Annotated in this window: 18 protein-coding genes and 1 pseudogene; 9 read left to right on the plus strand and 10 right to left on the minus strand. The window is 58.1% G+C overall.

Annotated elements, in window-relative coordinates:
• Positions 1–91: 91 nt before the first annotated feature.
• Positions 92–1,999 (minus strand): esterase EstP, encoded by a 1,908-nt coding sequence (gene estP / locus EJA71_RS05700; protein WP_158955069.1) that lies wholly within the window; start codon positions 1,997–1,999, stop codon positions 92–94.
• 408 nt (positions 2,000–2,407) lie between these two features.
• On the opposite strand from estP, the gene EJA71_RS05705 reads away from it, so the two are divergent.
• From EJA71_RS05705 to EJA71_RS05720, 4 genes are all read left to right on the plus strand, one after another.
• Positions 2,408–3,001, plus strand: a complete 594-nt coding sequence (locus EJA71_RS05705) for an aminodeoxychorismate/anthranilate synthase component II (protein WP_158955071.1) — start codon at positions 2,408–2,410, stop codon at positions 2,999–3,001.
• A 9-nt stretch (positions 3,002–3,010) separates the two neighbouring features.
• Positions 3,011–4,060: an anthranilate phosphoribosyltransferase gene (gene trpD, locus EJA71_RS05710; RefSeq protein ID WP_093441874.1), complete on the plus strand. Its 1,050-nt coding sequence runs from the start codon at positions 3,011–3,013 to the stop codon at positions 4,058–4,060.
• On the plus strand, positions 4,057–4,893 hold the full coding sequence (gene trpC, locus EJA71_RS05715; RefSeq protein WP_158955073.1) for an indole-3-glycerol phosphate synthase TrpC: 837 nt from the start codon (positions 4,057–4,059) through the stop codon (positions 4,891–4,893). The genes trpD and trpC overlap by 4 nt, the downstream gene beginning before the upstream one ends.
• Before the next feature lie 135 nt (positions 4,894–5,028).
• A complete protein-coding gene (locus EJA71_RS05720; RefSeq protein ID WP_158955075.1) occupies positions 5,029–5,727 on the plus strand; it encodes a lipoate--protein ligase family protein in 699 nt (232 codons plus the stop codon).
• Here EJA71_RS05720 and crp read toward each other — a convergent pair.
• Entirely contained in the window at positions 5,724–6,368 is a 645-nt protein-coding gene (crp, locus tag EJA71_RS05725) for a cAMP-activated global transcriptional regulator CRP (protein ID WP_158955077.1), read from the minus strand. The two genes, EJA71_RS05720 and crp, sit on opposite strands and share 4 nt — an antisense overlap.
• Before the next feature lie 238 nt (positions 6,369–6,606).
• Here crp and EJA71_RS05730 point away from each other — a divergent pair, with 238 nt between their 5' ends.
• Both EJA71_RS05730 and EJA71_RS05735 read left to right on the plus strand, forming a co-directional pair.
• A complete protein-coding gene (locus tag EJA71_RS05730) occupies positions 6,607–7,029 on the plus strand; it encodes an OsmC family protein (RefSeq protein WP_158955079.1) in 423 nt (140 codons plus the stop codon).
• A gap of 12 nt (positions 7,030–7,041) precedes the next feature.
• Positions 7,042–7,158 (plus strand): annotated as a pseudogene (locus tag EJA71_RS05735) (S-adenosylmethionine decarboxylase); the annotation flags it as partial.
• A 140-nt stretch (positions 7,159–7,298) separates the two neighbouring features.
• On the opposite strand, the gene coq7 reads toward EJA71_RS05735, so the two are convergent.
• The 6 genes from coq7 to hemJ all read right to left on the minus strand — a co-directional run bounded on the left by coq7 (position 7,299) and on the right by hemJ (position 11,882).
• Positions 7,299–7,946, minus strand: coding sequence for a 2-polyprenyl-3-methyl-6-methoxy-1,4-benzoquinone monooxygenase (coq7, locus tag EJA71_RS05740; RefSeq protein WP_158955081.1), 648 nt, complete (start codon positions 7,944–7,946; stop codon positions 7,299–7,301).
• 228 nt (positions 7,947–8,174) lie between these two features.
• On the minus strand, positions 8,175–8,513 hold the full coding sequence (locus tag EJA71_RS05745) for a histidine triad nucleotide-binding protein (protein ID WP_122594836.1): 339 nt from the start codon (positions 8,511–8,513) through the stop codon (positions 8,175–8,177).
• Between the two features lie 57 nt (positions 8,514–8,570).
• On the minus strand, positions 8,571–9,359 hold the full coding sequence (locus EJA71_RS05750; RefSeq protein WP_034155108.1) for an SDR family oxidoreductase: 789 nt from the start codon (positions 9,357–9,359) through the stop codon (positions 8,571–8,573).
• A gap of 61 nt (positions 9,360–9,420) precedes the next feature.
• Positions 9,421–10,371 carry a DUF805 domain-containing protein gene (locus tag EJA71_RS05755; protein WP_158955082.1) on the minus strand — a complete coding sequence of 317 codons (951 nt, stop codon included), beginning with the start codon at positions 10,369–10,371 and terminating at the stop codon, positions 9,421–9,423.
• 80 nt (positions 10,372–10,451) lie between these two features.
• The gene (locus EJA71_RS05760) at positions 10,452–11,420 is read right to left on the minus strand and encodes a nitronate monooxygenase family protein (RefSeq protein ID WP_158955084.1); all 969 of its coding nucleotides are present in this window, start codon (positions 11,418–11,420) and stop codon (positions 10,452–10,454) included.
• A gap of 33 nt (positions 11,421–11,453) precedes the next feature.
• Positions 11,454–11,882, minus strand: coding sequence for a protoporphyrinogen oxidase HemJ (gene hemJ, locus EJA71_RS05765; protein WP_158955086.1), 429 nt, complete (start codon positions 11,880–11,882; stop codon positions 11,454–11,456).
• Between the two features lie 134 nt (positions 11,883–12,016).
• Between hemJ and argC the strand changes: the two genes are divergently transcribed.
• Both argC and erpA read left to right on the plus strand, forming a co-directional pair.
• A complete protein-coding gene (argC, locus tag EJA71_RS05770; protein ID WP_016983465.1) occupies positions 12,017–13,051 on the plus strand; it encodes an N-acetyl-gamma-glutamyl-phosphate reductase in 1,035 nt (344 codons plus the stop codon).
• Between the two features lie 168 nt (positions 13,052–13,219).
• Entirely contained in the window at positions 13,220–13,570 is a 351-nt protein-coding gene (erpA, locus tag EJA71_RS05775) for an iron-sulfur cluster insertion protein ErpA (protein ID WP_003176443.1), read from the plus strand.
• Positions 13,571–13,644: 74 nt separating this feature from the next.
• Here erpA and EJA71_RS05780 read toward each other — a convergent pair whose 3' ends face one another.
• Both EJA71_RS05780 and EJA71_RS05785 read right to left on the minus strand, forming a co-directional pair.
• Positions 13,645–14,736, minus strand: a complete 1,092-nt coding sequence (locus tag EJA71_RS05780) for an anhydro-N-acetylmuramic acid kinase (protein ID WP_158955088.1) — start codon at positions 14,734–14,736, stop codon at positions 13,645–13,647.
• Between the two features lie 3 nt (positions 14,737–14,739).
• On the minus strand, positions 14,740–16,164 hold the full coding sequence (locus tag EJA71_RS05785; protein WP_158955090.1) for a peptidoglycan DD-metalloendopeptidase family protein: 1,425 nt from the start codon (positions 16,162–16,164) through the stop codon (positions 14,740–14,742).
• A 212-nt stretch (positions 16,165–16,376) separates the two neighbouring features.
• Here EJA71_RS05785 and tyrS point away from each other — a divergent pair, with 212 nt between their 5' ends.
• On the plus strand, positions 16,377–17,576 hold the full coding sequence (gene tyrS, locus EJA71_RS05795) for a tyrosine--tRNA ligase (RefSeq protein ID WP_158955092.1): 1,200 nt from the start codon (positions 16,377–16,379) through the stop codon (positions 17,574–17,576).
• Positions 17,577–17,738: the final 162 nt, after the last annotated feature.

Consider the following 17,738-nt stretch of genomic DNA (forward strand, 5'->3'; position numbering starts at 1 on the left):
CAATCGCGAGCAGGCTCACTCCTACAGGTGATTGTGTTCAGTCATAAAAAAGCGGCGCCTGTGAGGGCGCCGCTTTTTTTGTGCCTGCGATCTAGAAGTCGAGCACAACCCCGACGTTCACGCCCTGCTGAGTAAAGTCATCATCCTTGCGGAACGTATACCCGCCACGCAAAGCCAGATCAGCCGTGAGCTTGTGGCTGACGCCCAGGCTCAAACGGTTCAAATGACTCTGCGGCGTGTAACCCTCAAGCTTGAAGTCATTGGCCGGCAGGGTATTGAGTGCGATGCGCACCTTCTGCACGTCATCTTCATACTCGCGCTCGTGGGCGTATTCGCCGAACACCTGAGTTTGCGGAGTGAGGTTGTACTTGCCCTGCAAGCCGAGACCGAGGCGTTTCGAGTCGCGGGTCTGGTCATCGAAGGTCAGCGCGGTCGCACGGTTGCTCTTCTCTGAATAGCCGTCGACATCGACGCTGGCGTAATCGGCGCTGACGAACGGCGACAGATGCCATTCACTGCCCGGCTGGGCGATGTCGTAACCGATACGGGTGCTGAACGCCCACAGGCTGCCGTCGGTATCACCTTTCTCCGCGCCCTCGCTGGCGCCGAGATCGAACTTGCGCTTGAGGTTGTCGTAGTCGAGTTTGCCGCCGGTCAACGCCATGTCAGCCCACCAGCGATTCTGCTGGAATTGGGCGAACGCGGTGGCCATGTAACTGTTGAGTTTGTAGTCCGAATCGTTGTGCCCAGCCTCCAGATTCTGTCGGTAGAAACCACCGGCCACACCGACACGCCACGCCTCGTTGAGACGATAGCTGCCGCCGACGTTGAGGTTGTAACCGCTGCCGTCGGCGCTGGCGCCGCTGCTTTGGCTGTCGACATCCAGATGCTGACCACCGGCGGAAACAATCGCCCGCCATTGACCGACCGCTTGCCAGTTTTCCCAATCCGCCTGCCATTGGCTGCGCAGTTCATCCTGGTGCGCACGCACTGTGGCGTGGGCCATTTCCGGCAGCAACGTCAGTTCCCACGGCGCGGCCAGTAGGGAATAGGCGTAGTCGGAGATCAGTTTCTGTCCGGCTTCGGTCGGGTGCACGCCATCGTTGTAGATCAGTTTGGTCGGATCCGGCGTGGCACTGTTGATGCCGTAGCGGGCGTTTTCCGGACAACTGCTGCCGCTGAAGCAGGTCGCGGTGAGGTTCTGGTCGGTGGCCAGGCCGAAGCGCCCCGGATCGGCAAACACTTCCGAGAGCAGCACCGGAATGTTCAACGGAATGATTTCGGCGTTGATGCCTTGCAGGCGAGTGACCAACTGATTGTTGAACTGACCGGCGAGTTGGCTGCTGAAGGCTTGCAGCGGGGTGCCGTTAATAGCTGGCGTAAGGCCGACATCGGGCAACAGCCAGACCATCACGTATTTAGCGCCGGCGGTTTGCAGAGTCTGCACGCTATCAGCGAGTCGATCAGCCGCGGCGTTGGCTTGGGGCAGACTGAGAATGCGACCCTGCAGGAAGTCGTTCCCGCCACCGGAGATGTAATACAGCGCATTCGGGTCGGCGCGGAAACCGTTCGAAGGCAGGTAGCCGGCACGGGTGCGTTCACCGGTGGCGGACTGGGTGGTGATCGAATCGAGAATCTGGTCGGTGCGATAGCCGCCCACCGCCCAGTTGTTGCCGTCAGGCTGGCCGTTCTCGGCGCGCACTGCCGAGCTGGAGGATGCGGTTTGATCCGCAGTGAAGCCCAAGCGTGCACCCAGCCGTTGAGTGGCGTTCAGATCACGCGCTTCGCCGCTGCCGTCCAGATAGATCGGCCCTGTGCGGTTGGTATAGCGCTGAGTGGCACCCGCCGGGCCGCCGGTGTCCCTGAAGGTGCCGGCATCGTTGAGGCTGTCGCCAAACACCACGAAATTCGAATAAGGATTGGGTGCGGCATACGCTTGGGCGCAAGCCATTGCCAACAAGCAGCCGGCCAGTGGTACAAACAACGTCTGTCTGATCATGAGCAAGTCCGTTTATTTATTGTTGTAGGTGAACGAAACGACAGTACCAAAATCCTACGGCGTTTTGCCATCGGTCGCGAATCCTCGTCTGGATTTATCCCCCACTGGCCCGGCCATATTGCACGGTCCGCCCAGCTAAGTTACTGTGCGGGAACGTATGAACGAGACCTTCCCCGTGTTGATCACCAGCAAACTTCTGGATCAAGTCATCAAGGCACACGCCCGCTGGCGTTGGCGCGCCTGAATCTTTTCTGCCGGCCCCGCCGGATCTGTATCGCTTTGCCTTCCTTACCCGTTTGAAATGCCGCTTTGCCGACGCGTCCACCTGCGTCCGACATCGTGCAGCGCCCTGCGGGCAAGTCATCTGAAGGCTGTCTTCAAGTCAGAATTCAAGAGGTTCGAAACGCCATGTTGCTGATGATCGACAACTACGACTCCTTTACTTACAACGTTGTGCAATACCTCGGCGAGCTGGGTGCCGAAGTCAAAGTCGTGCGCAACGACCAATTGACCATCGCCGAAATCGAAGCGCTCAACCCCGAGCGTATCGTCGTCTCCCCAGGCCCTTGCACGCCGACCGAAGCCGGCATCTCCATCGAAGCCATCAAGCACTTTGCCGGTAAGCTGCCGATCCTCGGTGTTTGCCTGGGTCACCAGTCCATCGGTCAGGCCTTTGGCGGCGATGTAGTCCGCGCCCGACAGGTGATGCACGGTAAGACTAGCCCGGTATTCCACGAGGACAAGGGCGTTTTCAACGGCCTCAACCATCCGTTGACCGTGACTCGCTACCATTCGCTGATCGTTAAACACGACACGTTGCCCGATTGCCTGGAACTGACCGCGTGGACACAACACGACGACGGTTCGGTCGACGAAATCATGGGCCTGCGTCACAAGACCCTGAACATTGAGGGCGTACAGTTTCACCCCGAGTCGATCCTCACCGAGCAGGGGCATGAACTGTTTGCCAACTTCCTCAAACAAACCGGCGGCACGCGCTAAGGACTTCCCATGAATATCAAGACAGCCCTGAGCCGTATCGTCGATCACCTCGACCTCAGCACCGATGAAATGCGCGATGTGATGCGCGAAATCATGACCGGCCAATGCTCCGACGCGCAGATCGGCGCGTTCATGATGGCCATGCGCATGAAGAGCGAAAGCATCGACGAAATCGTCGGCGCGGTCTCGGTGATGCGTGAGTTGGCTGATCAGGTTGAACTGAAAACCCTCGACGGCGTGGTCGATGTGGTCGGCACCGGCGGTGACGGTGCCAACATCTTCAACGTGTCGACCGCTTCGTCCTTTGTTGTCGCCGCTGCCGGGTGCACCGTCGCCAAGCACGGCAACCGTGCGGTATCGGGCAAGAGCGGCAGCGCCGATTTGCTCGAAGCCGCCGGCATCTATCTGAACCTGACGCCGGTTCAGGTAGCACGTTGCATCGACAACGTCGGCATCGGTTTCATGTTCGCCCAGACCCACCACAAGGCCATGAAATACGCCGCCGGCCCGCGCCGGGATCTCGGTCTGCGTACGCTGTTCAACATGCTCGGCCCGCTTACGAATCCGGCCGGTGTGAAACATCAGGTGGTGGGCGTGTTTACTCAGGCGCTGTGCCGGCCATTGGCCGAAGTCCTGCAGCGTTTGGGCAGCAAGCATGTGCTGGTGGTGCATTCGAAGGACGGTCTGGACGAGTTCAGTCTCGCTGCGCCGACCTTTGTTGCCGAGCTGAAGAACAACGAAATCACTGAATATTGGGTCGAGCCGGAAGATCTCGGCATGAAGAGCCAGAGCCTGCACGGTCTGTCGGTCGAAGGCCCGGAAGCATCGTTGGCGCTGATCCGTGATGCCCTCGGCAAGCGCAAAACCGAAAACGGCCAAAAAGCCGCCGAAATGATTGTGCTAAACGCCGGTGCTGCGTTGTACGCCGCCGACGTGGCGAGCAGTTTGAAACAGGGTGTCGAGCTTGCACACGACGCGCTGCACACCGGCCTCGCTCGGGAGAAACTCGAGGAACTGGGTGCCTTTACCGCGGTATTCAAAGTGGAGAATGAGGGATGAGTGTACCGACGGTTCTGGAAAACATTCTGGCCCGCAAAGTTCAGGAAGTCGCCGAGCGTAGCGCCCGCGTCAGCCTGAGCGAGCTGGAAAGTCTGGCCAAGGCGGCCGATGCACCCCGTGGTTTTGCCCAGGCATTGCTGGCGCAAGCGAAGAAGAAGCAGCCGGCGGTGATCGCTGAAATCAAAAAGGCCTCGCCGAGCAAAGGCGTGATCCGCGAGGATTTCGTTCCGGCCGACATTGCCAAAAGCTACGAGAAGGGCGGGGCGACTTGCCTGTCCGTGCTCACCGATATCGATTACTTCCAGGGCGCCGACGCCTATCTGCAACAGGCTCGTGCGGCGTGCAGCCTGCCGGTGATCCGCAAGGACTTCATGATCGATCCGTACCAGATCGTTGAAGCCCGCGCGCTGGGCGCTGACTGTGTGCTCCTGATCGTCTCCGCGCTGGATGACGTGAAAATGGCCGAGCTGGCTTCGGTGGCGAAAAGCGTCGGTCTCGACGTGCTGGTCGAAGTGCACGACGGCGATGAGCTGGAGCGCGCGTTGAAAACCCTCGACACGCCGTTGGTCGGGGTCAACAACCGCAATCTGCACACGTTTGAAGTCAGCCTGGAAACCACCCTCGACCTGCTGCCGCGTATTCCCCGCGATCGTCTGGTCATCACCGAGAGCGGCATCCTTAATCGTGCCGATGTCGAGTTGATGGAAATCAGCGACGTGTACTCGTTCCTGGTTGGCGAAGCGTTTATGCGTGCGGAAAATCCGGGCACTGAATTGCAGCGCCTGTTCTTCCCGGAGCGTGGCGTGCCGATCAGCGGTTCGACCCTCGACTGATTCGCTCCAGACCGAGTCGACCCTTTCGCGAGCAAGCTCGCTCCCACATTTGGAATGCATTTACCTGTGGGAGCGAGCTTGCTCGCGAAGACGTCCTAATAACCTCTAAAGATTCCAGATCTTCCGGAGTTCTCGATGTCGCTGCCAACCCCCCTGACCATCGAAGCCGGCCTGCAAGCCGAACAGGATTTGCTGGCCTCGGTCTGCGCCGGCGACTCAGAATTCGGCCTGCTGTTCTGGCAGCCCAGCGATCGCGCATTGGTCATGCCACGCCGTCTTAATCGTCTGCCCGGTTTCGACCACGCCTGTGAAGTCTCCGCCGCTGCCGGTTGGCCAGTCCTGCTGCGTGAAACCGGCGGCGAGCCGGTTCCGCAATCTGCCGCAACAATCAACATCGCCCTGGTCTACGCGCCACCGCGCAGCGAAGGTGATCTGAATCGCATCGAAACCGGCTACCGCCGTCTGTGTGATCCGATCTGTCAGTTGCTGGATGAATTGGGCGGCACGTCATCGTTGGGCGAAATCGACGGTGCGTTCTGCGATGGCCGCTTCAACGTCAACCTCGACGGCCGCAAAATGGTCGGCACTGCCCAGCGCTGGCGCCAGAGTCAGGGCGGACAGCGCCCGGTCGGTCTGGTGCACGGGGCGATGCTGATGGATGACGAGCGCGAATCGATGGTCGCGGCGGTCAATCGCTTCAACGAAGCGTGTGGCCTGGAGCAGCGGGTGAGGGCGCAAAGCCACATCGCCCTGCATGAGAAATTCAACGCGCCACAGGCCTTGGCGCGTCTCGATGAGCTGTTTCGTTTGATGCTGGCGCAGATGTACGCTTAACGCGTACCGAAGACCACCATGGTCTTGCCTTTCACATCGACCAGGTTGCGTTCTTCAAGATCCTTGAGCACGCGACCGACCATCTCCCGCGAACAACCGACAATCCGCCCGATCTCCTGACGCGTCACTTTGATTTGCATGCCGTCCGGGTGGGTCATCGCATCCGGCTGCTTGCACAACTCCAGCAGGCAACGTGCTACTCGGCCAGTGACGTCGAAGAACGCCAGATCGCCGACCTTGCGCGTGGTGTTGCGCAGACGTTGTGCGATTTGTCCGCTGAGGACGTAAAGAATGTCCGGATCCTGCTGCGACAATTCGCGGAACTTGGCATAACTGATTTCGGCGGTTTCGCATTCAACCTTGGCCCGCACCCAGGCGCTGCGCTGCTGCTCGTGGCCGGCCTGTTCGAACAGGCCCAGTTCACCAAAGAAATCCCCGGCGTTCAGGTAGGCGATGATCATTTCACGGCCGTCATCATCTTCAATCAGGATCGTCACCGAGCCCTTGATGATGAAGTACAACGTATCGGAGCGATCGCCCGCGCAGATGATGTTGCTTTTGGCCGCATGGCGACGGCGCTGGCAATGCATCAGCAGCTTGTCGAGGTTCTTGATTTTGGGTGTGGGGGTAATAGCAACCATGGTTGTATCCCGAAAAGACTGCACGGTGATGTTTGATTTTTTTATGAGGCGCTGAAGGCGGTCGCTGCACAGCTGGCATGGGCGCCAGCGAATTGGCGCCAGCTTAACAGACACTTCGTCGCAAATTCGAGAAATTACCTACGTTGTAGACGCTTCCGTCCTACGAAGGATCCCACGATGTCCGAGCAAAGCCCTGTGCTAAGCTGGCGACCCTTTTTTCTACAGTGGAGTCTTGGCGATGAAGGCACGCATCCAATGGGCTGGCGAAGCCATGTTCCTCGGCGAATCCGGCAGCGGTCATGTCGTGGTCATGGACGGTCCGCCGGACGCCGGTGGTCGTAACCTGGGTGTTCGCCCAATGGAAATGCTCCTGCTCGGTGTGGGTGGTTGCAGCAATTTCGACGTGGTCAGCATCTTGAAGAAGTCGCGTCAGGCCGTTGAGAGCTGCGAAGCCTTCCTCGAAGCCGAACGCGCGACCGAAGATCCGAAGGTGTTCACCAAGATTCACATGCACTTCGTGGTCAAGGGCCGTGGCTTGAAAGAAGCCCAGGTCAAACGCGCCATCGAGTTGTCCGCCGAGAAGTATTGCTCGGCCTCGATCATGCTCGGTGCGGCCGGTGTGGAAATCACTCACGACTACGAAATTGTCGAACTCGGTTGAGCCGACATCCAACTGAAGAACTTCGAACTGGATAACGACCTGTTCGGCGACGCCACCAGCAACCTGTCCCGCGAGCAACACGCTCAGGTGACTGCTGGTGTGAAACACGAAATGCTCGAAATCTTTTAAGCGCGCAATATGCCGACCTAAGATTCCCAGGCACAAAAAAGGCGACTACTTTGCGGTAGTCGCCTTTTTTTATTGCTGGATCACAGAATCCTGTGGGAGCGAGCGTGCTCGCGAAGAGGCCCACTGCGGCAATACCATTCTCAGATCCGATAAGTACTCTTGGTCATCACCTTGGCCAAAATACTCATCCCGAACTTCACCGGCGCCGGAAAACGAAACCCTCCAGCTTCCAGCGCACTCTCCGCATGATGCTCTTCATCAATGCGCATCTGTTCCAGAATCGCCCGGGACTTTTCGTCCTCGGCCGGCAGTTGTTCCAGATGTTCGTTCAAGTGTTTGCACACCTGATGTTCGGTCGCTGCGACAAACCCGAGGCTGACCTTGTCGCTGATCAACCCGGCCACTGCGCCGATCCCGAACGACATCCCGTAAAACAGCGGATTAAGCACACTGGTATGGCTGCCCAACTGGTGAAGACGCTGTTCGCACCAGACCAGATGATCAATCTCTTCTTCGGCCGCGTGCTCCATGGCTTCGCGAACCTGAGGCAGCTTGGCGGTCAGCGCCTGCCCTTGATACAGCGCCTGGGCGCAGACTTCACCGGTGTGGTTGATGCGCATCAGCCCGGCAACGTGGCGGGTGTCTTCATCGCTCATTGGCGTGTCCGGCTGCAAAATCGCTGGCGATGGACGGTACGGCTGGCCACTGAATGGCAGCAAAGTGCGCATAGCGGCATCGGCTTGCAGCAACAGACGGTCAATTGGCGAGTAGTGACGTTGGGTAGTCATGCTGACCTCCGGGAAGAATCTCGGCGGCCAGTTTAACCGAATCGGCCGGGGAAGGTTTGCGCTGGGTCATTTGCCACACTGGATGTGCTTTATGTGCTGGATGTGCTTTATGTAGGAGCTGCCGAAGGCTGCGATCTTTTGACCTTGTTTTTGCTACCTCGAAGATCAAAAGATCGCAGCCTTCGGCAGCTCCTACAGGTGACAAACCGCAGGCCTGGTCGGTGAATCTTACCCCGGCGGCCAGTTCATCTGGCGCTGTCCCAGTACATGCATATGAATGTGGTAGACCGTCTGTCCGCCTTTTTCATTGCAGTTCATCACCACGCGGAAACCTTCCTCGCAACCCAGTTCCAGCGCCAGACGCTGCGCAGTGAACAGGATATGCCCGGCCAAAGCCTTGTCGTCTTCAGTCAGATCATTGAGGGTGCGCACCGGTTTCTTCGGAATCACCAGAAAATGTACCGGTGCCTGAGGGGCGATGTCGTGGAACGCCAGAACCTGGTCGTCCTCGTAAATGATATTGGCCGGGATTTCCCGGTTGATGATCTTGGTGAACAGAGTATCCACTGCTGTTTTCTCCGTTGTTTGGGCTGAGTCCAGTGTATCGCGTTGAACAATGATTCTTCAGCGCGGGCAGTAAGCTTTGTTGACCATGCCAACGATGGTGCGGTTGAGCCAGCGCGAACCCAGGCGCGGCAAGAACGCGAACCAGCGGTTGCGCCGACCCGGGATGATGATTGCGCGGTTCTTGTCGAGGGCGCGCACGGTGTACAGCGCGACTTCCTCCGGGCTCATCAGTAATTTGCTGTCTTTGAGTTTGTCGCTGTTCAGTTGCGCCGTGCGAAAAAACGCTGTACGCGTCGGCCCCGGACACAGCACCGAAACTTTCACGGCGCTCTGCTTGAGCTCGACCCGCAAGGCTTCGGAAAAATGCAGAACATACGCTTTGCTGGCGTAGTAGGTGCTCATCCATGGCCCGGGATTGAACGCGGCCACCGAAGCAACATTTAGAATCTGCCCGCCGCCCTGCAGCGCCATGCTGTTGCCGATCGCATGGCACAGGCGGGTGAGGGCGAGGATATTCACTTCGATCAGATCCTGTTCGGTCATCCAGTCCTGGGCGAGGAATGGCCCGCAAGTGCCAATACCCGCACAGTTCACCAGCAGATCAATCTGCCGGTCGCCTTCTTCCAGCTCCAGCAAAAAACCGGACAAGCGCAAGGGCTCGCCCAGATCACAGGCACGAAACAACACCTCGACGCCGAAGCGCTGGGTCAGTTCGATCGCGATACTTTCCAGCTGATCACGCTGTCGAGCCACCAGAATCAGGCTGCGGCCACGCCGGGCCAGCGCTTCGGCCATCGCCAGGCCGATGCCGCTGGAAGCGCCGGTGATCAGAGCGTAACGGGTCATGCAATTCTCCATCGCAACAGCTCCGCGCCGGCGACGCGGGTGTCACGGCGGAGAGCGCTGTTCATTCTTGCGCAGAGTCTACAGGGGCCTGCGCGGCTTCGGCTGCCTCGTCGGCGGAATTTGCTGCGGGTTCGACCTCGACGTCGATTTCATCGGTGGTCACCGAGCCGCTTTCGTAGCTGCTTTCCAGATTGCTTTCATATTCCTGTTGGACGGCCGAGAAGCCGCCGAGTAGTCCGCCGGCAAAGATCAAGGCGAAGAACACTATCCATAGCGAGCACAGTACTTTGACCGCAGTGCTGTTCGGCGGAGGCGGTGGACCATAGCGATTAACGCCGGTATTGCCCGGTACGACCATGATCACCAGCGGGAAGAAACTACCTACGAACGGCACCAGGTTCAGCAGCCAGAGCCAGCCTGACCAGCCGATATCGTGCAAGCGCTGAACGCTGAAAAGAATGGTGACGATGAAGAATCCGATAAACAGGAAGAAGGCGAAAATGCCGCCAATGATCAAGCCCGTGGTCGAATCGCCGCTGACCAGACCCAAAGCGATCAGGGCGAACACGCCGACTATTGGCAACGTCACAAGGCTGAGCACCATGGTCCACGCCAGAAAACGCAGGCGACCGATCCGGCCTTCGACACTGAATGGCTTGAGTGTGGCGAATGCCGGAAGATGCTCGCCGACGTTGGCCCGCGGTGGTGCATAAGGTGAGTCCGGCTCTGCCATTGCAGGCGCATGCTCACGGACGTCGGCGAGGTTCAGCTCGATAGGTGTTTCGTTTTCAATACGTGCCTCGATTCCGGTTTTGTTCAGCGCCTGCAAGTACGTCTGGGCATCGCCGTGGGAAAGGTCACGCTTGAGTGCGACGACGCTGCCATTAAACAGACGCTCAATGGCCGCCACATCGCTTTTGAACAGGTTCGCCAGATTGAGCTTGGCAGTGGCGATCTCGACACCGGGCTGTAGAGCACCGTCGAATACGATCTTGTAACGGGGGTCGCTCATGGCCGAGGCATCCTTGTCGCGAATAGTTTGAAAGTTCATCAGTGTAAGGCCAGTCCAACGGCGACCGGCCTGATTATTTCTTAGCGAGGCCAGCGCTGCGGCAATTGCGCGGCGCGTTCCTGGGCCTGCCGATATTCTGCGTCGAGACGGCGGATCAGTTGATCCACACTCGGCAAGTCATCAATTTGTCCTACGCCCTGGCCGGCAGACCACACGGTCTTCCAGGCTTTGGCTTCATCACTGATCGGCTTGAGCTTGTCGCCAAAGTTCACTTCGCCCTTGCCTTGCAGTGCTGCCGTATCGAACCCGGCCGCTTGCAGGCTTTGGCGCATGAAGCTGGCTGGAACCCCAGACACGGCAGGAGTATGAATGATGTCGGCAGCCTTGGCTGTCAGCAGCATCTCCTTGTAAGCGTCAGGCGCATGACTTTCGGTGGTGCCGATAAATCGCGTACCAAAGTAGGCCAAATCCGCGCCGAGCAGTTGTGCAGCCAAAATCTCGTGGCCATGGTTCAAACATCCTGCAAGCAACAGCGTCTTGTCGAAGAACTCGCGAATCTCGGCGATCAGCGCAAACGGGCTCCAGGTGCCAGCATGGCCCCCGGCGCCGGCAGCCACCGCGATCAACCCATCGACACCGGCCTCGGCCGCTTTCTCCGCATGCCGGCGGGTGGTGACGTCATGGAAGACCAGGCCGCCATAGCTGTGCACCGCATCCACCAGTTCTTTCACCGCGCCGAGGCTGGTGATGACGATTGGCACTTTGTGTTCGACGCAAATATTCAGATCGGCCTGCAAGCGCGGATTGCTGTTGTGCACGATCAGGTTCACCGCGTAGGGCGCCGGATTATCCAGTGTCGCCAGTCCCGCTTCGATCTGTTCCAGCCAGGCCTTGAATCCGCTGCTTTCGCGCTGGTTCAAGGCCGGAAAACTGCCGACCACGCCATTACGGCAGCAGGCGAGCACCAGTTCCGGGTTGGAGATCAGGAACATCGGCGCCGCCACCACAGGCAAACGCAGACGTTGTTCCAGCAAAGCGGGCAGCGACATTTTGAATACCCCGAGGATCTGTACTTGTTGAAGTTAGAACGGCTTGACCACGACCAGAATTACAATAGCCAGCAATATCAGAACCGGCACTTCATTGAACCAGCGATAAAAGACATGGCTGCGGGTGTTTTCGCCACGGGCAAATCGTTTTACCTGCGCGCCACACATGTGGTGGTAGCCGATCAGCAAGACGACGAGGGTCAGTTTTGCGTGAATCCAGCCACCCATGCTGAAGATGCCCGGGTTGAGGTAGATCAGCCACCCGCCGAAGATCAGCGTGGCGATCATCGCCGGGCCCATGATGCCGCGGTACAGCTTGCGCTCCATCAGGCTGAAGCGTTCTTTGCTGATCGTGTCTTCGCTTTGTGCGTGATACACGAACAGGCGGGGCAGATAGAACAGGCCGGCAAACCAGCAGACGATGCTGACAATGTGAAAAGCTTTGATCCATAGATAGAGCATTTTTAGTTATTCCAGGTTCACGGTAGGCCCGATAGTAGAGGCTTGAGCGTCCGCGCGTCACCTTGACGGTTGTCGCAGGGGCGCGCGGCCCCTATTATCGACGGCTTTCCAGTGGGTTCGTTGAGGGCAGGTTTATGGTCAAGGTCGGTATCGTCGGCGGCACGGGTTACACCGGTGTCGAACTGCTGCGTCTGTTGGCGCAGCATCCGCAGGCAGAAGTGGTTGTCATCACTTCCCGATCCGAGGCCGGTCTGGCCGTGGCTGACATGTACCCGAACCTGCGCGGTCACTACGACGGCTTGGCCTTCAGCGTGCCGGACATCAAAACCCTGGGCGCTTGCGATGTGGTGTTCTTTGCCACGCCACACGGTGTGGCTCACGCACTGGCGGGCGAACTGCTGGCGGCGGGCACCAAAGTCATCGACCTGTCGGCAGACTTCCGTCTGCAGGACGCCGAAGAGTGGGCCAAGTGGTACGGTCAGCCGCACGGCGCGCCCGAACTGCTGGATGAAGCGGTCTACGGTTTGCCGGAAGTCAATCGCGAGCAGATCAAGAAGGCTCGCCTGATCGCCGTACCGGGTTGCTATCCAACCGCTACACAGCTAGGTTTCCTTCCACTGCTTGAGGCTGGTCTGGCGGATGCTTCGCGGCTGATTGCCGACTGCAAATCCGGTGTCAGCGGTGCCGGTCGCGGTGCGGCGGTAGGCTCGTTGTACTCCGAGACGTCGGAAAGCATGAAGGCTTACGCGGTAAAAGGTCATCGCCACCTGCCGGAAATTCGCCAGGGTCTGCGTCGTGCTGCAGGCAAGGATGTCGGCCTGACCTTCGTTCCGCACCTGACCCCGATGATCCGCGGCATTCACTCCACGCTCTACGCGACCGTGGTCGATCGCTCGGTAGATCTGCAGGCGCTGTTCGAAAAGCGTTATGCCAACGAACCGTTCGTCGACGTGATGCCGGCCGGCAGTCATCCGGAAACCCGCAGCGTGCGTGGTGCCAACGTCTGCCGTATCGCCGTTCACCGGCCACAGGATGGTGATCTGGTCGTGGTGCTGTCAGTGATTGACAACCTGGTCAAAGGCGCGTCGGGTCAGGCGGTGCAGAACATGAACATCCTGTTCGGGCTGGATGAGCGCTTCGGCCTGTCCCACGCCGGTATGCTGCCGTAACACTTTAAGCTGCACAGCAAAAAGGCCCGTTGAGCGGGCCTTTTTGCATGGTGAACAGCTCATCGGGTTTATTGATATACCGTAACAATAGTTGACCGATTTTCTAGGACAAGCGGATAATGCCCGTCATCACGCATTATGGCGGCGTAACGCCGGGAGATAGTCAGCATGAGCGTCGAATCCTTCACCCCCACGGCTTTGCAATTCACCCACGGTGCCGCGCACAAGGTGAAGAGCCTGGTCGATGAAGAGGGGAATGATCGCTTGAAGCTGCGCGTATTCGTTACGGGCGGCGGTTGTTCAGGGTTTCAATACGGTTTCACCTTCGATGAAGATGTGGCCGATGACGACACCATTGTCGAGCGCGAAGGCGTGAGTCTGGTGGTTGATCCGATGAGCTTCCAGTACCTGGCCGGTGCTGAAGTGGATTACCAGGAAGGTCTGGAAGGTTCGCGCTTCGTGATCAAGAACCCGAACGCCACCACGACGTGTGGTTGCGGGTCGTCGTTCTCGATCTGATCGCTTTCGTTACAGATAACAAAACGCCGCAGAGCCCTACGGTTCTGCGGCGTTTTTTGTTGCTCGCGTTTTATTCAGTTGGGGTAGATGGCGCCGAGTACGCGCAGACCTTCGGCGCCTGTGACGCTTGGCCGGTTGGCGGCGAGGCCTTCAAGGCAGCAATGGGCAAGCCAGGCGAAGGCCATGGCTTCGACCCAGTCCGGATCAACGCCGTGGGTCGCGGTGCTGGCGACCGTTGTGTTCGGCAGCAACTCGGCCAGGCGTTTCATCAGTGTGGCGTTGTGTGCGCCGCCGCCACAAACCAGCAGCTCCTGCGTATCAGCCTGTGCGCTTTGCAGCGACTCGACGATGGTTAGAGCTGTCAGCTCAAGTAGCGTGGCCTGTACATTTTCTGCTGCGAAGGCTGGCAGGTGGGACAGGTGTTGTTCCAGCCATGGCAGGTTAAACACTTCGCGACCAGTGCTTTTCGGGCCTTTGGTGACGAAGAACGGATCGCTGAGCAGTGCCTTCAATAGGGTTGGCTCAACAGAGCCTGACTTTGCCCAGTCGCCATTGCGGTCGTAGTTTTCGCCGCGCTGCTGCTGAATCCATGCGTCCATCAGAACATTCCCCGGGCCACAGTCGAAACCGGCTACAGGCTTGGTCGGCTCTATCAGACTCAAATTGCTGAAACCGCCGACATTCAAGACGGCCTGGTTACCGGTACGCTCTTCGAACAAAGCTTCATGGAACGCTGGGACCAGAGGGGCACCTTGACCGCCTGCTGCGACATCGCGGCTGCGGAAGTCGCTGACGACGCTGATGCCGGTCAACTCAGTGAGCAGGGCAGGGTTGCCGATCTGCACGGTAAAGCCGCGCGCCGGTTCGTGGCGAATGGTCTGGCCGTGGCTGCCTATCGCCCGAATGTCTTGAGGTTTGAGTTGCTGTTGATGGAGGAGAGTGCGGATGCCTTGCGCGGCGAGTTTCACCCAGTGTTGCTGCGCAATCGCCGAGCGGGCGATTTCGTCAGGGCCGCTGGCGCACAAGCCAAGCAGCTCGGCGCGCAGGGATTCAGGCATGGGAATGTATTGCGTGGCGACCAGTTTGATCGCCGAGGTCTGTTCGATCAGGGCAATGTCCAGACCGTCGAGACTGGTTCCGGACATCACGCCGATATACAGGGCCATGGCTTAACGCTTGCTCGAAGCCAGCATGGTGGCCTTCTCTTGATCCATGCGCGCCATCAGCGGTTGGCTCTGAGCCAGGAAGCGAGCGCGTTCGGCTTTGGCAATTGGATCGGCCATTGGCAGCTTCTGACCCAATGGATCGACGTGAACGCCGTTGACCTGGAATTCGTAGTGCAAGTGCGGGCCGGTAGAAAGACCGGTGGTACCGATGTAACCGATGACCTGACCTTGCTTGACGGTGCCGCCAGTCTTCACGCCCTTGGCGAAGCCTTGCATGTGGCCATACAGCGTACGGTAAGTGTTGCCGTGCTGGATGATTACGGTATTGCCGTAGCCACCACGGCGGCCGGCCAGCAGGACCTTGCCGTCACCGGCAGCCTTGATTGGCGTTCCGCGTGGTGCAGCGTAGTCGACGCCTTTGTGAGCACGGATCTTGTTGAGGATCGGATGCTTGCGGCCCATCGAGAACTTCGAGCTGATGCGGGCGAAATCCACCGGAGTACGGATAAAGGCTTTGCGCATGCTGTTGCCGTCAGCCGTGTAATAGCTGCTGTTGCCTTGTTTGTTGGTGTAACGCACGGCGGTGTAGGTCTTGCCGCGGTTGGTAAAACGGGCGGACAGGATCGGGCCATTGCCGACTGACTTGCCGTTGACCACTTTCTGTTCGTAGATCACATCGAATTCGTCGCCTTGGCGGATGTCCTGAGCGAAGTCGACGTCATAACCAAATACGCTGGCCATATCCATGGTCAAACTGTGAGAGAGGCCTGCGCGTGCGGCGGATTGGGAGAGCGAGCTATTGATAACGCCATGAACATAAGCAGTGCGAACGGTAGGTTTCGCGGTGACGCGGTTGAAGGCGTAGCCCTTGTCATTCTTGGTAAGGGTGATGGTTTCGACGTCACTGACCTTGCTGTGAAGGCTGGTCAGTTGGCCTTCGGGGCTCAATTCGAATTCGAGTTTCTGGCCGTGTTTGAGTTGGCTGAATTGTTTGGCTTGTTTATCGCTAGCCAGCACTTCGTGCACGGACGCGGCTGGAAGGCCGACCTTTTCGAACAGGGTGGACAGTGTATCGCCCTTGGCGACCACGACTTCGCGGTGGCCGGGAGCCTTGGCTTTTTCCGCTGCCGGCGCAGGTGCAGGCTCGGTTTCAGCGGTTTGCGGGGTATTTTCGTCGCTGTTTTCGATCTGGGCGAACGGTGAAGCTACTGCTTCATTTGTGGCTTGAGCCGCATCAGCAGCGTCTTGATCTTGTGTCAGTTGTTCAGCAGGACTTTCCAGTTCAAGGCTCAGGGTCGTCTTTTTGGCTTCAACATCACTGGAAGGGAATACCAGGAGTGCCAGGCTGAGAAGGGCGGCGATTCCACTTGCGGCGAGCAGGTGGGTCTTCGGGTAAAGCGGAGGCGCTTTAGACGGTTCTGTGGTCATAAGTAGTTTTGACTTTGAAAAAAGATGAATTGGAAAAGATGAATGACATGATGAAGATGAAATAACTGTATAAAATATAACCAAATCATCCCCGAAGCAAGTCTACAGACACCCTGTCTGTGGATTAGTGTCCGTGCGCCGGGCAAAACTTGTAATTGGTGCGCGATCTTGTATGGTTGGTTCCCTTTGAATCTGAGCCTTGCGGGTCTGTTATGAAGTCGGTTGAAGAGCAGCTAGCGCTGATTAAACGTGGTGCGGAAGAACTATTGGTCGAGTCCGAGCTGATCGAGAAGCTCAAGCGCGGCCAACCGCTGCGTATCAAGGCTGGTTTCGATCCGACCGCCCCGGATCTGCACTTGGGTCACACGGTGCTTATTAATAAGCTGCGCCAGTTCCAGGAGCTGGGGCATCAAGTGATCTTCCTTATAGGTGACTTCACCGGGATGATCGGTGATCCGAGTGGCAAGAGCGCTACGCGTCCTCCGCTGACGCGTGAGCAAGTTCTGGAAAACGCCGAGACCTACAAGACTCAGGTGTTCAAAATTCTTGATCCGGCGAAAACCGAAGTGGCGTTCAACTCCACCTGGATGGATCAGATGGGGCCAGCGGATTTCATTCGCCTGACTTCCCAGTACACCGTCGCTCGTATGCTTGAGCGCGATGACTTCAACAAGCGCTACACCACTAATCAGCCAATCGCTATTCACGAGTTCCTCTATCCGCTGGTTCAGGGTTACGACTCGGTGGCTCTGCGCGCGGATGTGGAGCTGGGCGGCACTGATCAGAAGTTCAACTTGCTGATGGGGCGTGAGCTGCAGCGCGGTTATGGACAGGAGGCTCAATGCATTCTGACCATGCCGCTGCTTGAGGGTCTTGATGGTGTGAAGAAGATGTCCAAGTCCTTGGGCAACTACGTCGGTATTCAGGAAGCTCCGGGTGTCATGTACAGCAAGCTGGTTTCGATTCCAGATGCCTTGATGTGGCGTTACTTCGAGCTGCTCAGCTTCCGCTCGATGGATGAGATCAATGCGCTGCGCGCTGATGTAGAGGCCGGTGCCAATCCGCGTGATGTCAAAATCAAGCTGGCAGAAGAGATCGTTGCGCGCTTCCATGGTGGTGAGGCTGCGGCCAATGCTCATCGCGCAGCAGGCAATCGCATGAAGGATGGCGAGCTGCCGGATGATCTGCCGGAAATCGAATTGGCTTCTGCGGAAGATATGCCGATTGCGGCCGTTCTTAATAAGGCAGGCTTGGTGAAGAACTCGGCGGCGGCGCGCGATCTGTTGGCGTCTGGTGGTGTGCGCGTTGACGGCGAGGTGGTTGATCGCTCCTTTATATATGTACTGGGCGCGACCCATGTTTGCCAGGCGGGCAAGAAGGCATTTGCACGGATTACGCTGAAATCCGAATAAAGCTGAAAATAGGGGTTGACGGCGAATTCTAGATGTCTATAATTCGCCCCACTTCCGGCGCAGTCGAAACGGAAAACTCCTTGAGATTCAATGAGTTATGCAGGTTTCGGCAGTAGGTTGCTTCAGTTCATCGAGGCCAGAAGGGAGTTGAAAAAGAGGTGT

It is taken from the genome of Pseudomonas sp. PB106, from assembly GCF_009764645.1.
Classification (GTDB): Bacteria; Pseudomonadota; Gammaproteobacteria; order Pseudomonadales; family Pseudomonadaceae; genus Aquipseudomonas.

Excerpts from the sequence above, each read along its gene's own strand:
- estP (WP_158955069.1), bottom strand. The coding sequence starts at position 1,999 with ATGATCAGACAGACGTTGTTTGTACCACTGGCCGGCTGCTTGTTGGCA.
- EJA71_RS05705 (WP_158955071.1), top strand. The coding sequence starts at position 2,408 with ATGTTGCTGATGATCGACAACTACGACTCCTTTACTTACAACGTTGTG.
- trpD (WP_093441874.1), top strand. The coding sequence starts at position 3,011 with ATGAATATCAAGACAGCCCTGAGCCGTATCGTCGATCACCTCGACCTC.
- trpC (WP_158955073.1), top strand. The coding sequence starts at position 4,057 with ATGAGTGTACCGACGGTTCTGGAAAACATTCTGGCCCGCAAAGTTCAG.
- EJA71_RS05720 (WP_158955075.1), top strand. The coding sequence starts at position 5,029 with ATGTCGCTGCCAACCCCCCTGACCATCGAAGCCGGCCTGCAAGCCGAA.
- crp (WP_158955077.1), bottom strand. The coding sequence starts at position 6,368 with ATGGTTGCTATTACCCCCACACCCAAAATCAAGAACCTCGACAAGCTG.
- EJA71_RS05730 (WP_158955079.1), top strand. The coding sequence starts at position 6,607 with ATGAAGGCACGCATCCAATGGGCTGGCGAAGCCATGTTCCTCGGCGAA.
- coq7 (WP_158955081.1), bottom strand. The coding sequence starts at position 7,946 with ATGACTACCCAACGTCACTACTCGCCAATTGACCGTCTGTTGCTGCAA.
- EJA71_RS05750 (WP_034155108.1), bottom strand. The coding sequence starts at position 9,359 with ATGACCCGTTACGCTCTGATCACCGGCGCTTCCAGCGGCATCGGCCTG.
- EJA71_RS05755 (WP_158955082.1), bottom strand. The coding sequence starts at position 10,371 with ATGAGCGACCCCCGTTACAAGATCGTATTCGACGGTGCTCTACAGCCC.
- EJA71_RS05760 (WP_158955084.1), bottom strand. The coding sequence starts at position 11,420 with ATGTCGCTGCCCGCTTTGCTGGAACAACGTCTGCGTTTGCCTGTGGTG.
- hemJ (WP_158955086.1), bottom strand. The coding sequence starts at position 11,882 with ATGCTCTATCTATGGATCAAAGCTTTTCACATTGTCAGCATCGTCTGC.
- argC (WP_016983465.1), top strand. The coding sequence starts at position 12,017 with ATGGTCAAGGTCGGTATCGTCGGCGGCACGGGTTACACCGGTGTCGAA.
- erpA (WP_003176443.1), top strand. The coding sequence starts at position 13,220 with ATGAGCGTCGAATCCTTCACCCCCACGGCTTTGCAATTCACCCACGGT.
- EJA71_RS05780 (WP_158955088.1), bottom strand. The coding sequence starts at position 14,736 with ATGGCCCTGTATATCGGCGTGATGTCCGGAACCAGTCTCGACGGTCTG.
- EJA71_RS05785 (WP_158955090.1), bottom strand. The coding sequence starts at position 16,164 with ATGACCACAGAACCGTCTAAAGCGCCTCCGCTTTACCCGAAGACCCAC.
- tyrS (WP_158955092.1), top strand. The coding sequence starts at position 16,377 with ATGAAGTCGGTTGAAGAGCAGCTAGCGCTGATTAAACGTGGTGCGGAA.